General features: G+C 55.2%; 10 protein-coding genes and 1 pseudogene. 2 read left to right on the plus strand and 9 right to left on the minus strand.

Going from position 1 to position 14,357, the window contains the following annotated elements; all coding sequences use genetic code 11:
- Positions 1-277: 277 nt before the first annotated feature.
- The 4 genes and pseudogenes from WBG83_RS05250 to WBG83_RS05265 form a co-directional block, all read right to left on the minus strand.
- On the minus strand, positions 278-1,783 hold the full coding sequence (locus WBG83_RS05250; RefSeq protein ID WP_336743308.1) for a hypothetical protein: 1,506 nt from the start codon (positions 1,781-1,783) through the stop codon (positions 278-280).
- Positions 1,784-2,011: 228 nt separating this feature from the next.
- Positions 2,012-3,553: a glycan biosynthesis hexose transferase WsfD gene (wsfD, locus tag WBG83_RS05255; RefSeq protein WP_442955795.1), complete on the minus strand. Its 1,542-nt coding sequence runs from the start codon at positions 3,551-3,553 to the stop codon at positions 2,012-2,014.
- Between the two features lie 282 nt (positions 3,554-3,835).
- Positions 3,836-4,288, minus strand: a complete 453-nt coding sequence (locus WBG83_RS05260; RefSeq protein ID WP_336743312.1) for a GtrA family protein — start codon at positions 4,286-4,288, stop codon at positions 3,836-3,838.
- Positions 4,289-4,518: 230 nt separating this feature from the next.
- Positions 4,519-5,454: pseudogene (locus WBG83_RS05265) on the minus strand (glycosyltransferase family 2 protein); the annotation flags it as partial.
- A 169-nt stretch (positions 5,455-5,623) separates the two neighbouring features.
- Here WBG83_RS05265 and WBG83_RS05270 point away from each other — a divergent pair.
- Complete coding sequence (locus WBG83_RS05270) at positions 5,624-6,010, plus strand: hypothetical protein (RefSeq protein WP_336743314.1); 387 nt, start codon at positions 5,624-5,626, stop codon at positions 6,008-6,010.
- Between the two features lie 273 nt (positions 6,011-6,283).
- Positions 6,284-7,297 (plus strand): cation diffusion facilitator family transporter, encoded by a 1,014-nt coding sequence (locus WBG83_RS05275; RefSeq protein ID WP_336743316.1) that lies wholly within the window; start codon positions 6,284-6,286, stop codon positions 7,295-7,297.
- Positions 7,298-7,574: 277 nt separating this feature from the next.
- Here WBG83_RS05275 and WBG83_RS05280 read toward each other — a convergent pair whose 3' ends face one another.
- From WBG83_RS05280 to WBG83_RS05300, 5 genes are all read right to left on the minus strand, one after another.
- The gene (locus tag WBG83_RS05280) at positions 7,575-8,459 is read right to left on the minus strand and encodes a hypothetical protein (protein ID WP_336743317.1); all 885 of its coding nucleotides are present in this window, start codon (positions 8,457-8,459) and stop codon (positions 7,575-7,577) included.
- Between the two features lie 108 nt (positions 8,460-8,567).
- The gene (locus tag WBG83_RS05285) at positions 8,568-10,814 is read right to left on the minus strand and encodes a heavy metal translocating P-type ATPase (RefSeq protein WP_336743319.1); all 2,247 of its coding nucleotides are present in this window, start codon (positions 10,812-10,814) and stop codon (positions 8,568-8,570) included.
- Positions 10,815-11,243: 429 nt separating this feature from the next.
- Positions 11,244-11,447 (minus strand): copper ion binding protein, encoded by a 204-nt coding sequence (locus WBG83_RS05290; RefSeq protein ID WP_336743321.1) that lies wholly within the window; start codon positions 11,445-11,447, stop codon positions 11,244-11,246.
- A 31-nt stretch (positions 11,448-11,478) separates the two neighbouring features.
- Positions 11,479-11,820 (minus strand): metal-sensitive transcriptional regulator, encoded by a 342-nt coding sequence (locus WBG83_RS05295; protein ID WP_336743323.1) that lies wholly within the window; start codon positions 11,818-11,820, stop codon positions 11,479-11,481.
- Between the two features lie 77 nt (positions 11,821-11,897).
- The gene (locus tag WBG83_RS05300) at positions 11,898-14,339 is read right to left on the minus strand and encodes an EAL domain-containing protein (RefSeq protein ID WP_336743325.1); all 2,442 of its coding nucleotides are present in this window, start codon (positions 14,337-14,339) and stop codon (positions 11,898-11,900) included.
- Between the last annotated feature and the right edge of the window lie 18 nt (positions 14,340-14,357).

A 14,357-nucleotide genomic window follows, 5' to 3' on the forward strand; every position in this document is an offset into this window, starting at 1 on the left:
AAGAATCTTTTATAGGAAGCTCTCGGACTAGCCGAGCCCGCGCAGGCTTAGGCTGCACTGCGCCGGCTGGCTGATGCCATTGTCAAAGAACGAACGCCATCGCCGCATGGACAATGGTTGCTGGATGAAGCACCGGATCATCCGCTTTGGACACGTTACAGGGACAATACGGGTGCAGGCCCCCAAACACCTTAACCCGCCGGCCGGTCCGTCAGGGTGGATTATCCATTTGGCCGAGAACTCCTTCTGACTGGCTTTCTTTCGGCGGACTGCCTGCTCAGCTGCCCGTCATTGCGGCATTCAGCGATCCGACAGTCTCCGATGTCAGCGCGCAGCGGCCGGCGGCCTGTTCCCGTACCAGGTCCGGGCTCGGCGCGGCATATACCGTATTTAGGATGGACGCCTCAATCGGCCCGCCGGCCAGCGGATTGTGATCCAGCGTCAAATCCAGCCGGTATTTATCCGGCCTCACCACCGGACGGGCCACCGACCAGAAGGCCAGACGGAAAAATTGGCGCAGCCCCGGCAAATCTCCCTTGTCCCTGCTGTTATATACAACACGCCCGTCACTCAGGCGCGTCACCATAAAATTAGCATGCAAATTGCCGAAGTAATAGCCTCGCTTGCTCGGCTTTGCAGCCCCGGGTGCTATAGAGCCGCGGTACATGCCGACAAGGGCATTCCCGTAAGCGTCCACAAAGCGCTGCTTCGTATAAAACACCCCGTACGCCTTGTTCACACACGTCGGATCTTCCTCCGGGACGTAGCGGATACCGAGCTTTTTGACATACGTTTCCAAAAGCGCATGATCCGGCTTATAGTAGTCCAGCGAAAGCTTCTTGCCGGCCTTTACTTCGCAGCTGGCATCCGCCTGAACCGTTATACGGTCCGCAGTGTTCTCGAAGATATAAATCCAGTTCTCCCCGCCTTCAGGGTCCTTCACCTCAACGTCCATCCAGCAGCTGTATTCCCCGGCGGAGACATAGAGCTCCCGGCCGACCAGAACTTCACCGCTCCGGCCCAACGTCTGCTCGGTTCCTTGATTGTATAAATACATCCGCCCGTTCAAAATCCCGTCAGCTGCCGTATCCGCAGCCAGTGTCACCTTACCCGCCGTACGCCCGTCGAATGTCTGAGCGCAGGCTCCGTTGATGGGCACCGACCATTTTGCCTGAAAATATGTACCGGACTCAGCCCGGCTGTAAGCAAACAAATGATAAGCGCCAGGCTCCAAATAAGCTGTAATCCCGCTTTGCCCCATCTCGCTAAGAACCAAGCCCGGCGCGATAGCCGCCCCCTGATCATCCGTAACGGTGGCGTAATAGGTTGCAGCTGCAAGAAGCTCTCCCCGATTATCCGTGCAGCCCAGCTTCACGGGCACAGCGCCTGCGCCATGCAGCGTCAGCAGGCCGCTGCCTTGGAATGGGCTCCGGTACACAAACGGGCAGCTTTCGGCGGTGAAGAGCGGATGAAATACCCCCTGGACTACGACCATGATATCCGCCAAATTCAACGGTAATCCACCGCTTACATGCACCCTGCCTGACCGGTCCGTCTCTTCGGACCCTATCAGCCGGTACGAAGGCGAAACGGCCGCTTCCCCGGGCTTCGCCTGCTCCCGGCAGTACAGCGTCACCCGGGCTGCCGAAGCAGGCTGTCCCTCGGGGTCCAACACTTGTATCACCGGACTTGTATCCGGCTCATACCACGCTTCACAAGAGAAGCCGCTCTGTTTGTCCGGCCGGCTTGCGAATGAATGAACCTGCTGCAGCTTGACCATCACCTTTCTGGGCCGCCTGATTGCTTGCCGCCTGCAAACCCTGTCCTCTGCGCAAGAGGTAAAAGGTTGATTTTGCGCCTGCGGCAAATCAATCATTCCGGTATTTTTCTTGTCAGTATATGATAATAATTGATAACGATTATCATTGTTAATTTGTTTTTTATACAGCAATAAACCGTATGTCTCCGGCTCCTCTATCGCCGGGCACATACGGTTCATCCATCTGCTGCATTACGGCAGCCAGCCGGAAGGTACCGCCGGGCGCACTCTCCGGACCAACCGATGAACCCCCCACACTGCCGCTGTTATTAGCATCAAGTCCAGACATACCGTAAACAAAAACAAATGCTTGCTCAAATCCGCCTCTCCGCTTCCGAGAAACGGCACCACAAACTGCAGCACAGCCACGGCCGGTATCACGAGCAGCACGTCCAGCTGTGCCGCTGCAGCCTTGCCTTTTGCACGCAGACGCTCCAATCCCCACCCTGCCAGCCACAATCCGAAGAAGCTGGCTTGAACCGCGAAGGAGCCCGGCAGCCAGCGCTGCTTCGCCCCGCTCCACCAGTCAAAGGACGGGGTGATTGCGCCGTACTCCTTCCCCGCTCCCCGCTCATAGTTGCCCAGATACCCGGGGCGGCTCACTTTTCCGGCCTGGGCGGATTTGTTGAGCTTGTCCAGAAGATGCTGCGGATGGGTGGCGTAAAAGGAGGCCACCTTGAACACGCTGATGTTCGACAGCAGCGCGTGTGTTAAATCCGGATCCCTTTGCGGAATTGCGGTGCCGGATTGGAAATAATCCGTTCCTGCCAGCACCGTGTATCTCGCATCCAGCCCCAACTGCTCCAAATCCCGCTCAGGGAGTGGAGAATCCTTCAAAATACCGGTAAAAACCGACTGATATAAATTGATAACCCGGATTTCCTTGGCATCGAGCAGAAAGATGCCCGCCGACATCAGCGCCAGCACTCCGGCGCAAGCAGCCGCCAGCCGCGATCCGCAGCCATGCCGAATGCCCTTCATGCGCCTGACCGGCAGCGCTCTGTCCACATCCGTGCTCAAACCACCGGCAGCCGTACTGCTTCTCGACGCTTGCAGCCTGCCCAGTCGCAGCAGCAGCAGCGCAAGGACCAGTCCAATCGGAGCATTCTGCACCTTGGCACCGACAAGCAGTAATCCAGCCGCCGCCACGAACAGCAGTCCGCCTGGCGTCCGCCCCTCCCGGTGCGCGAAGCGCAGCGCTAACGCGAGCGTCAGGAGCAGAAACATAAGCGAAGCAGGTTCCCCGTAGAGCGAATTAAAATAAGCTGCATAACCCACATCCGTGAACACAAGCACGAGCAAAATGCCCAGCAGCACCGCCGCAGCCCGGCTTAATGCTTGCCCTGCGCTGCGCAGCAGCAGGAAGCAGGCTGCCAGCAGGAGCGCGGTGTAAATGCCAGCTACATAGCGAACATCCAGCAAGGCTTGTGAGCCAAACAGCACCGCCATCCCCCGGGCGAGCCAAATAATTGGCAGCTGAGTGGACACATAAGCCCCATGGCCAAACGGCACCAGAGCAAACCAGCGGCTCATATAGCCAAAAAAACGATCCCGGTGCGTCAAGGCGTTCGGATCATAGTCCAGCCCGGACGTCCGCATCACACGTTCGAAATCCCCATTATCCGCCAGCCCGATCAGCGGCGGAATAAACAATTGAATGATGAGTACAGCAGCCGCAGCCGCTATAGTCAGCCCCTCCCATGAGAACACTTGGCTAAGCCATCGGCGCCTCATGTGCTTCACTCTGTCCTTTCTCTTCTTTTGAAGAACTTTTATTTATCCATCATTGGATATTCATGGATTTCCATTCTTTATTGTTACGTTTAACCCTTGCTTCCATTCATCTAATTTCCGTATTTTTCATGTGCCATCCCCTGCAGAAGGTGATTGACCACCGACATGCAGCCCCCGCCTGGCGCGCCGGGGCCGCACGCGTGCGAGCTGAGTCAATCGCCCCTATCTTCTAAAAAGCAAAGCGCCGCACGCTGAAAGACTGCGTGCGGCGCATCGGCCCGGCTATTTTGTTTTCGAAGATACTCGAAAGGTAAAATATTTATGCCCCGCATAATTGCTGAGCGTGTAAATGACCGCCCCCAGCAGGGCTGCGCCGTTTTTTTCCCACAGCTCAGTCGCTGACTGGCTCCCGAGCGCCCCGAGCATACTCACCAGCATCCGGCTAATCCATAAAGATATCCCGTACGATAGGAAGTAACAAACCACGATGACCAGGACAAACCGCCAGAAGCTGCTTGCAAGCCCGGCTTTGGAACGAAACGTAAACGTCCGGTTCAAAATATAGCTCACGACCGCGCCACTGGCATTGCCGAGAAAGGTAGCCCACCAGTAATTTAAGCCTGCCCAATTAAGCAGCAGCAGCGTGCTGCCAAGTCCAATCAACGTATTAATTACACCAACCAGCAGGAAGCGGACAAACCGCTGTCCGGCCAGCCGCATCACAAGCGTCTTCACTGGATGCCCACTCCTTCATTGCTGTCCCGCTGCGTTTCATGTCCTGTTCGCTGCCCGCGGCTGCCTGTACGCTGCCTCCCGGTTTCCCCTCCGGCACCGTTCTCCCCCGCCTTCGCCTCGCTTAAGAAGCTTACAGGACCGCCTGCCGCTCCGTTGGCCGGATCGGGCTTCATTAGATCTCCCTGCGGCGCTCCTGAAGATGGGTGGCCGGCAAGTCCCACGGCCTGGGCAATCGCGTATAACGGACGCTGCTTGACCTCCCGGTAAATTTTCCCGATGTATTCGCCGATAAGTCCCAGCGCCAGCAGCTGTACTCCGCCGATAAACCAAATCGATACCATGAGCGAGGCCCAGCCGGTGACCGTATTGCCCCGCAGCTTGTCCACCACGGCATACAGTCCTGCGAGAATGCTGACTGCGAACAAGACGAAGCCCGCCGCCGTCACCAGGCGAATCGGCGTTACGCTCAGCGAGGTTATGCCGTTGATGGCGAAGGACAGCATCTTGCGCAGCGGATACTTCGATTCCCCTGCAAACCGTTCATGACGATCATACAGCACCTCAGCCGAGGAGAATCCGACCATCGGCACCATCCCCCGCAGGAACAAATTGACCTCCTTAAACCGGGCAAGCTGCTCCAGCGCCCGGCGGCTCATCAGCCGGTAATCGGCGTGATTGTAGGTCATATTGACTCCCATGGAGCGCATTAACCGATAGAAGCCAAGCGCCGTTGTCCGTTTAAACCAGGTATCGGTCGCCCTGCTGCTGCGAACCCCATACACGATCTCATAGCCTTCGTGGTATTTGCAGACGAATTCACGAATCGCTGTGACATCATCCTGCAAATCCGCATCAATGGAGATGACACAGTCCGCGATATCCTTGCTGTACATCAGCCCTGCCAGCAGGGCCGCCTGATGGCCGCTGTTACGGGCCAGCTTCAGACCGCTTACCAGCCGATTGGACTCGTGCAGCTGTTCAATCAGCGTCCATGTCCGATCCTTGCTTCCATCATCCACAAATACAAGCAGGCTTTGCCTTGCAACCAGCCGTTCCTCCATCAGGCCTTTCAGGACAGCCGTCAGCCGCCGGACCGTTTCCGGCAGCACCTCCTCCTCGTTATAGCACGGTACCACGATGTGCAGAACCGGAAGCGCCGCATTCATATTGGACATCATAATCCCCCTTATTCCCCAACAAGCTTCTTCCTTTTTAATAATGTACCACAAAACAGCAATTGGTAGAAAAATGAAATCGCTGGGCGTTTATCCAGACCACGCCTTCATCCGGTGCATATGTTGAGATGAAACAAATTCTGAGGAGGTGTCCCTTGCAATGCATGTGATTCATCCTATTTGTGAAGAGAAATGCAAACCGTTTTATGGTCGTCCGGTCTGTGTCGTAATGCATGACGGTACCCGTTATTTCGGCACATTAAGCCGCCTTCACAATAACGAGCTCATCCTGAATGAAGCCGCTCCGGCCGGTATAAGCCATAAAAGCAGTCTTACAGCCGCTCCAGCCAAAAAAAGCAAAAACAAAAAGCATACCAAGGCCGCCGGAGCGGCGCAGGCTCCTGCCACAGCAAAGCTGTCCAGCTTCGGGCCTTATCCATACGGGGGGTATAATGGTTACGCAGGGTACAGCCCCTACGGGTTTGGCGGCGGCCGGGTGGCGCTGGGGTTGGCCTCCATCGCCCTGCTATTCCTGCTGCTCATTTAACAGCCTGCCAAACCGATCTATAGGCAGTGTCCCCGCGCGTGGAGTAGCGCGGGGATACTGCCTTTTTGCCATGCCGTCCTCCTGGCGCTGGATGCTGCTGAGACGGCTTTATGGCCTTCTTCACTCCGCGCTTGACGCTGCCGAACCGGCGGGCGGCTGGTTTTATTTTTGGAATGAATGGATAAACCCGCCACGCTTTTTGATATAATGTACCTAACAGACCGCTCACCGACATTCATCCGGAATGTCCATTCGAAGGAGGACCATACCCGCATGCAGCAGCACTCCCACAACGGGCCCGAACGAGAAAGCTGGCTCAGCCTAATCAAGAAAGGAAATATGTCCTCCGCTACGGCGGCCATCGGCAACACCGGCTTAGCGATTGTCAAAGCCATTGCCGCCTCCAGCACCGGAAGCGGCGCCATGTTCGCCTCGGCCATGCACTCGGTTGCAGATGCAGTGAATCAGGCGTTTGTTTTTTCCGGCAGCGTGCTCGCGGAGAAGAAGGCCACGTCCAAATTCCCCACAGGCTTTGGCCGGGTCATTCATATTTTTTGTATGGTGGCCGTGATTGTCGTCACCATTATGGCCTACGAAACGATCCTGGAGGGCATCCATCTGCTGCAGCATCCGGCGGCATCCTCGGGATTCTGGCTGAACCTTATTATTTTGCTGCTCTCTCTGGCTGTAGACGGGTATGTATTGATTAAGGCTATGAAAGAGGTTGTACATGAGGCCCGGGTCGATGCCAAAGGGCTTGCCGTTTTGGGTGCAGCCTTCAAGCATGTCGGACGAGCCGCCCCTCCGACCAGGCTGGTATTTTATGAGGATTTGGTAGCTACAGCAGGCGCCTTGCTCGCGCTTGTCGCTGTTGTCGTCACTGCGCTTACCAATTTTGCGTATATGGATGGCATCGTGACCATCCTGATCGGCCTGTTGATGGTCGGCGTGGCGTTCCGGGTAGGCTACGATAACATGGTCGGGCTAATCGGAGTAGCGGCGCCTCCCGAGGTAGAGGACCGGGTGGCCAAGCTGATTCTGACTTCGCTGGACGTAACCGACATTTATCAGCTTCGCGTGCTTCAGGAAGGCCGCTACTACCATGTCGACGGACTTATCGAGCTGAAGGCAGGACTCACCCTGGCCGACGCCGACGATATCAAGTTCAGAATTCGCGACAGGCTGCTGGGCGATCCGGACATTGCCGATGTAACGCTTGGCATTATTGAGGATGACGGGATCAAGAAATGGGCCCCCGTCCAAAGCAAAGCCTCCGAACCGGTATAGCCGGGCTCGGAGGCTTTGCTTTCTACACACTCTATCACGTTTCTCCTTCCTGAACCCTGTGAATCAGGGAAAAGCGCGCAGCAGAGCAGCCTTGGAGAGGGTAGCGATAACGTACTTCCTTCCAGGAGCATTTTAACAAAATGGAAAAATGAGCGGGCGTCAGAGGAGCAACAGCGCCCGACGTTCTGGAGGCTTGGTCGCTTGGGGACCTGTTGTTCAGCCAGCCGGTTACCAAGCTTCCCGCCTCTGCCATCACGGGCCGCTTGCGGTCTACGCTCTATGGCACCTTCACCACAAACGGGACAGTGAGCACCTTGCCGTTATGCTGAAATTGACCCCATATTTTGTATACACCGCTATGCGGGAAGGCCGTCATAAACTTGGCATCCGGTCCCTTCGCCTTCTCGTCCACCGGATGCACATGCAGATAGTTCCCGGCATCCTCGCTCAAAATGACGACATGACCGACAGCGCCAAGATAGGGCTCCAGGTTCGTTACGGACTGCTTCGTTTGGGCGTCCTGAATATGAAAGGCAAGACCCAGATCCATCCCCGCCATCAAATGATCAAACGATAAGGTAATCTCCTTGCCGTCCACCGTTTTTGTGAGCGATGTGTCCGGAGCAACCGGCTGCCTGGCCGGGGCTGTCCCTTCAACCTGAATCCACTGGGACCGGCTTAACGCGCTCATCCCGCTCGGCACAATATCGCTAATCAATTTGTATTCCCCTGCAGCCGGAAATTGCGTCGTGATTGTGAATTCACCCTTGCTTTTATATTCCGGATGAAGGTGGCTAAAGAAGGACAAATCCTTGCTGACGATGATAAGATGCATCAGCTTCTCGTGCTGCAGGTCGAATCGGTCTATGCTATTTCCCTGCTGATCCTGAACATGCATCGTCAGCACAGCATCCTGCTGCGGCAATACCTTGTCCGCGGTCAGCTTGAACTGCACCTTGACCCCGCTGGCGGCTGCCTCCCCGGGCCCGGCGTCCTGGGAGTGCCGGCCATGCCCGCCTCCCGCCGGATCACTGTGCGCCCCGTGCTCTGCCGGTGCCGCCGCCTCCTTGGACCCGGTTCCGTTAGACCCCAAGGGGGCACATGCGCTGGCCAGCACAGCGGTTAGAGCTGCAAGAACGGCAAGCTGTTTCATTGTTTTCATCATTTCCTCCTAAAATGGCCAGGATGCTTTCATTTACAATCCGGCGCTGCGGACTTAAACTCCAACATGCGTTGGGGCCTGTAGCATACCCGTTTTGAACCGGGCGATTTATGATGCTCCCCGTTTAACCCGCTGCAGGCGAAGGGCATTGAGCACGACCGATACAGAGCTGAGCGCCATCGCGGCGCCCGCAACCCACGGGGCCAATAGGCCCGCTGCGGCGACCGGTATGCCCAGCGTATTGTAAGCCAAAGCCCAGAACATATTTTGTTTGATGTTGGCCATCGTGCTGCGGCTCATCTGTACCGCGTCTACAATAGCCGTCAAATCCCCTCGCATAAGAGTGATATCGGCTGCTTCCATGGCAATATCCGTCCCGGTTCCCATGGCCAGTCCCACATCCGCCGTGGCCAGCGCCGGCGCATCATTGATGCCGTCCCCAACCATAGCGACCTTGCCGCCGAGCGCCTGCAGCCGCCGAACCTCCGCCGCCTTGCCCTCCGGCAGCACCTCGGCAAGCACGGTTCGTATCCCGACTTGTCTGCCGATAGCCTCTGCTGTCCGCTTGTTATCCCCGGTCATCATGATCACGTTCATGCCCATTTGCTGAAGCTGCCGCACAGCGTTCGGAGAGGTTTCCTTCACAGCATCCGCAACCGCAACCAGGCCCGCGAGCTGCCGGTTGACTGCAACCAGCATCGCCGTTTTCCCTTCCGATTCAAGCTGCGCAATATCGGCCTCCGCCTCTCCGAAAGAGATGGCTTCACGGTGCATCAGCCTGCGGGTGCCGATATGCACATCGTTGCCCTTTACTACTGCATATATACCGTAGCCGGGTATCGCCTCGAACTGCTCCGGTGCCGAAAGCTCGATCCCTTTTTTGGCAATTCCAGCTACAATCGCTTCTGCAAGCGGATGCTCCGACGGCTTCTCCGCCGAGCCGATAAGCTGCAGCAGGCCAGCTTCATCCGCACTGCTCAAGCGTATATCCGTCAGCTCGGGCTTCCCTTTGGTAAGGGTCCCGGTTTTATCAAGCACGATCGTATCCACATGCTGCATAGCCTCCAGATGCTCCCCGCCCTTGAACAGCACACCCAGCTCCGCCGCTCGGCCCGATCCGGCCATAATAGAGGTCGGGGTTGCCAAGCCAAGCGCGCAGGGGCAAGCGATAACGAGAACTGCAATCGCTTTTTCCAGCGCCGAAGCCAGCTCCCCGGGCGCAAGCCATACATACCACAGAAGAAAAGCGGCCGCCGCCAGACCGACGACTATGGGTACAAAAACGCCGGAGATCACATCGGCAATACGCTGGATCGGCGCTTTGGAGCCTTGGGCCTCCTCTACGATTCGAATCATTTGCGCAAGCGAGGTTTCCTTGCCAACACGTGCAGCCCGGATAGTCAGGCTTCCGTTTTTGTTGACTGTTGCCCCGATGACCGCATCGCCCGCCTGCTTCTCCGCAGGTATACTTTCCCCTGTCAGCATGGATTCGTCAACGGCGGAGGTCCCTTCCATCACTTCTCCATCGACCGGGATTTTCTCGCCGGGCTTCACCAAAATAATATCTCCCGGCTGCACGGCCTCCACCGGCACGTGGACCTCTTGCCCGCCGCGAAGCACCAGCGCTGTTTTGGCCTGCAGTCCGATCAGCTTTTTAATGGCCTCCGAGGTACGCCCCTTGGCTAACGTTTCAAACAGCTTGCCGAGCAGAATTAAGGTAATCAGGATGGCACTGGTTTCATAATACAGGTCCGGAGCGTGATGGGTTTCTGCAGATCCGGCCCATTGGACTGTCAAGAACAAACTGTACAAATACGCCGCAGACGTGCCAAGCGCTACAAGCACATCCATATTGGCGCTTCTGCTGCGCAGCGCCTTGTAAGCCCCGACATAGAACTGCCAGCCGATCATGATCTGCACCGGGGTGGCAAGCCCCAGCTGCACCCAGGGATTCATGAGAAAGGCCGGCAAATAAATCCAGGAGGTAAAGGAAAAATGGCTGACCATCGCCCACAGCAGCGGTAAAGACAGCACTGCCGAAACAAGCAGCTGGAGCTGTTTATGGCGGATTTCCTGTTTCTTGCCGCTTTCCCGGTCAGCCTGCTCCTCCTGAAAGACCGCATGGTAGCCAAGCTGCTCCACCTTGGCAATCAGCTGTTCCGTGGAGAGCTGGTCCCCATTGTATTCCACGCGAGCTGTTTCCAACGCGAAATTCACCGCCGCCCTCTGAACGCCGGGCAGCTTGCCGAGGCCCTTCTCAATCCTTGCGGCGCATGCGGCGCAGGTCATGCCCGTAATTTGAAGCGTAGCTTGATCCTGTGATTGCTGCTGTCTGTCTTCCGCTGTGTGTTGCATAGTCATCTTCTCCTTTTGCCGTGGGACAAGGAGTCCGTTCTGCCCGGACCGCCTTCCCCAGTTCACCCTGTTGTCCGCCAAAATACCCATAGGGGGTATATTTTCGATAAAAAAATATTGCATTATAAAACAGTGCCTGAACAAACCGCATCTAGTGAAGGCTGCGAGGCCGGTAGGCCGTTTAAGCTTTATTCGCGTGGTGCCTGCCTTCTCACTCGGTATCCAGTCTACGTTCACGTACTCCATACGCCCTATCAGAAACTCTCTTTCGGCTGCTGATCCGGCATTACTCGCCGTTCATGGGCAAAGCCGACGAGCCCCCCTTTACCCAGCTTTGTCCGCCGCCGGATAAGATGACAACTCCGCCATGGAACGTGATGATACGAATGTGCCATCTAGGATAACAGCCGCCGCTGCCCGGCGGCAGCCCTACGACACAATATCGTAGCCTTGATCCTCAATGGCAAGCTTGATTTGCTCTACGGATACCTTCGAATCATCATATTCCACCGCAACGGTTTTGGCTGCCAAATCAACCTTGCCCGCCGCGCCAAGCTTCTTCACCGCGCCCTCCACCGAGCTGACGCAGTGTCCGCAAGACATCCCCTCGACCTTCAATGTTACAATAGCCATCACACAGCACTCCTTTAACTTAAGCTTTCGTCTATTTGATTAGTTTATTCATGGTTACCATCAGCTCTTTAATGACCTCATGGTCGCCTTCTTGAATCCGTTCCACAACACAGCTGTTCATATGATGCTCCAGCAGCAGCTTCCCGACACTGTTCAACGCAGCCTGCACCGCCGCGATTTGATTCAGCACATCGTCACAGTACGTGTCCTTCTCGATAAGTCCCTTGACCCCGCGGATCTGCCCTTCAATGCGGTTGAGGCGGGAAATCAGATTTTGCTTCGTTTTCTCAGAATGATGGCTTTTACGCCCGCTTCCGGTGCTGCTGCAGCAGTTGTCCGTTGTCGCCGCGTGCTCCTCCAGGTCATGCCCCATCCTGATGCCTCCTTCCTTGCTACACCTTAGTTATATCATACCCCCATGGGGTATGTAAAGAGACGGTGCGCAAACAATCACACCGCCCGTTGTGGCAAGAAAAACTGCTTCTCCACATCTTCAGCCGATAGCGGCTGGCTGAAATAATAGCCCTGAATTTCACGGCACTCCTTTTCGGTCAAAATATCAAGCTGGGCCTTTGTCTCAATCCCTTCGGCAACCACATCGAGATTCAAATGCTGGGCCATCGAAATAATCGTGGCGACGATCGCCTGATCGTTCTCATTCAGGGAAATATCCGTGATGAACGAACGGTCGATTTTAAGCTTATGGATCGGGAAGGTTTTTAAATAACTGAGCGAGCTATAGCCTGTACCGAAATCATCCAAGCTTATCCGAATGCCGATTTCCGACAGCTCCTTCAAAATGCCAGTTGAAATCTTGGCATCCATCATCATGCTTTCCGTAATTTCCAGCTCCAGAAATTGGGGAGCCAAATCCGTCTCCTTCAAAATGGCCTGAATATAATCGACCAGATGCGGCTGATGAAATTGCTGCGAGGACAAGTTAACCGAAACCGGAATTAACGGCCCGCCGGCCAGATGCCATTCCCGCATTTGCCTGCACGCTTCACGGAGCACCCAGGTGCCAATCTCAATAATTAATCCCGTTTCTTCTGCAATGGGAATAAAGAGTCCCGGAGAAATAATCCCCTTCGTTGGATGCTGCCATCTGACAAGCGCCTCCACCCCGATCATCAGATTGTCCCGCGTATGGATTTGAGGCTGGTAATAAACGATTAGTTCATTGCGGTCAATCGCCTTGCGCAGCTCCGCTTCCAGCTCAATCTTCTCCAGCAGCTGATCATCCAGCATGGGGGAATAAAATTGATGTCCGTTTTTCCCCTTCTTCTTGACCTCATACATCGCGGCGTCGGCTTTTTTGAGCAGCTCCACAGAGCTTGTCCCGTGCTGAGGGAACAGGGCCGTTCCAATACTGGCCGAAATATAGAAATCATTATCCTTCAAATAAAAAGGCTGCTGCAGCGAATGAATAATTTGTTTAGCCAGAGCATCAATCTCCGCCTCCGCGCCGTCCTGCGTTGTACGGCAAATTAACGTAAACTCGTCTCCGCCCATCCGGGCGAGAGTCGCCTCATGATCCGCAATCCCCGTGCTAATCCGGTCACTGACCATTTGTAAAAATAAATCTCCGTATGTGTGGCCCAGTGAGTCGTTAATCATTTTGAAGCGGTCGATGTCCAGAACCATGACGCCAAACGATCCGCCTTGGCTCTCCCCTTCCTCAATATATTGCAGCAAAAGCTCATTGAACATTCTGCGGTTAGGGAGTCCCGTCAATTCATCGTGATACGCCAAATGCTTGATTTTATCCTTGGCCTGCTTCTCCGCCGTGATATCCCGGACAATCAGATGATTGCCGACCAGCACGCCTTCAATTTCAACCGGAACGTTCATCACCAGCAGCTCCGTACGTCTCCCGTCCGCATGCTGAATGGAGGTTTCACAGGTTGTACCCTGCTCCTTGAAGGACTGGCAATAAAACGATCTGGCCCGCTCCTCATCCTCATCCGGGAATGAAGTGACCAGCTCCGAGATATGCTTGTTCAAGTAGGCTTCGGCCTTCAGCCCGGTAATACTCAGAATCGCAGGGTTCATGCTCATAATTCGGCCTTGAATATCTATGGAAATGATGCCGTCCCCGTTATTTCTGTACAGCGATCGGTACCAGCGCTCGTTCTCAAGAATAACCAAATCTTTATGAAGCAGCCGTTTATTCACAAAAATTCCTAGCAGCGTCAGACCGAGCAGCATAAACGTAGATAAAACGATGATGTACGCGATCATTTCCGATTGAATCTGCATGCCGGAGTCATACCTGGGATGCTGACCCGGATGAAACTGAGCCGCCATCATGCCCGTATAATGCATCCCGGCTATCGCGGCTCCCATAATTAGCGCACTGCCGAGCTTGTACAGAAACGCATATTTGGACTTGGCCTTACGGAAATAAAACAACAGCCATAACGCAACAACCGACGCCGTAGCGGCAATACAAATGGACAAACCGACCAGCCAGCCGTTATATGTAATCTCAATGAGCATCGCGGCCATTCCGATGTAGTGCATGCCGCATATCCCCGCAGCCATCAGCAGGCCCGAAATCAGCAGCTCCCGGAGACCCAGCTTATTGCGGCCGACGGTAAACAAGGCAACGCAGGATACCAGAATTGCCAAAACAACGGATAAAAGGAACAACGGCACATCATAGGCGACCTGCACCGGGAGAGCCAGAGCAAGCATTCCGACAAAATGCATCGACCAAATGCCCAGGCCCATTGCCACCGCCCCGCAAACAAGCCATACGACGCGGCTTTTCCCTTTGGCTGTACTGATTCTCCCCGCCAAATCCAGAGCGGAATAGGATGCGGTGACAGCGATAAGATAAGATAGGAAAACAAGAAACTGATTATAAGTTCCGTGTACATGATAGTCCACTTTGACTCACCTCGCTTG

It is taken from the genome of Paenibacillus sp. y28, assembly GCF_037137075.1.
In the GTDB taxonomy this organism is placed as follows: domain Bacteria; phylum Bacillota; class Bacilli; order Paenibacillales; family NBRC-103111; genus JBBBNV01.

Bases quoted from the DNA above. Each gene is read 5' to 3' on its own strand.
- WBG83_RS05285 (WP_336743319.1), bottom strand. From the start codon at position 10,814: ATGCAACACACAGCGGAAGACAGACAGCAGCAATCACAGGATCAAGCT.
- WBG83_RS05295 (WP_336743323.1), bottom strand. From the start codon at position 11,820: ATGGGGCATGACCTGGAGGAGCACGCGGCGACAACGGACAACTGCTGC.
- WBG83_RS05280 (WP_336743317.1), bottom strand. From the start codon at position 8,459: ATGAAAACAATGAAACAGCTTGCCGTTCTTGCAGCTCTAACCGCTGTG.
- WBG83_RS05290 (WP_336743321.1), bottom strand. From the start codon at position 11,447: ATGGCTATTGTAACATTGAAGGTCGAGGGGATGTCTTGCGGACACTGC.
- WBG83_RS05270 (WP_336743314.1), top strand. From the start codon at position 5,624: ATGCATGTGATTCATCCTATTTGTGAAGAGAAATGCAAACCGTTTTAT.
- wsfD (WP_442955795.1), bottom strand. From the start codon at position 3,553: ATGAGGCGCCGATGGCTTAGCCAAGTGTTCTCATGGGAGGGGCTGACT.
- WBG83_RS05275 (WP_336743316.1), top strand. From the start codon at position 6,284: ATGCAGCAGCACTCCCACAACGGGCCCGAACGAGAAAGCTGGCTCAGC.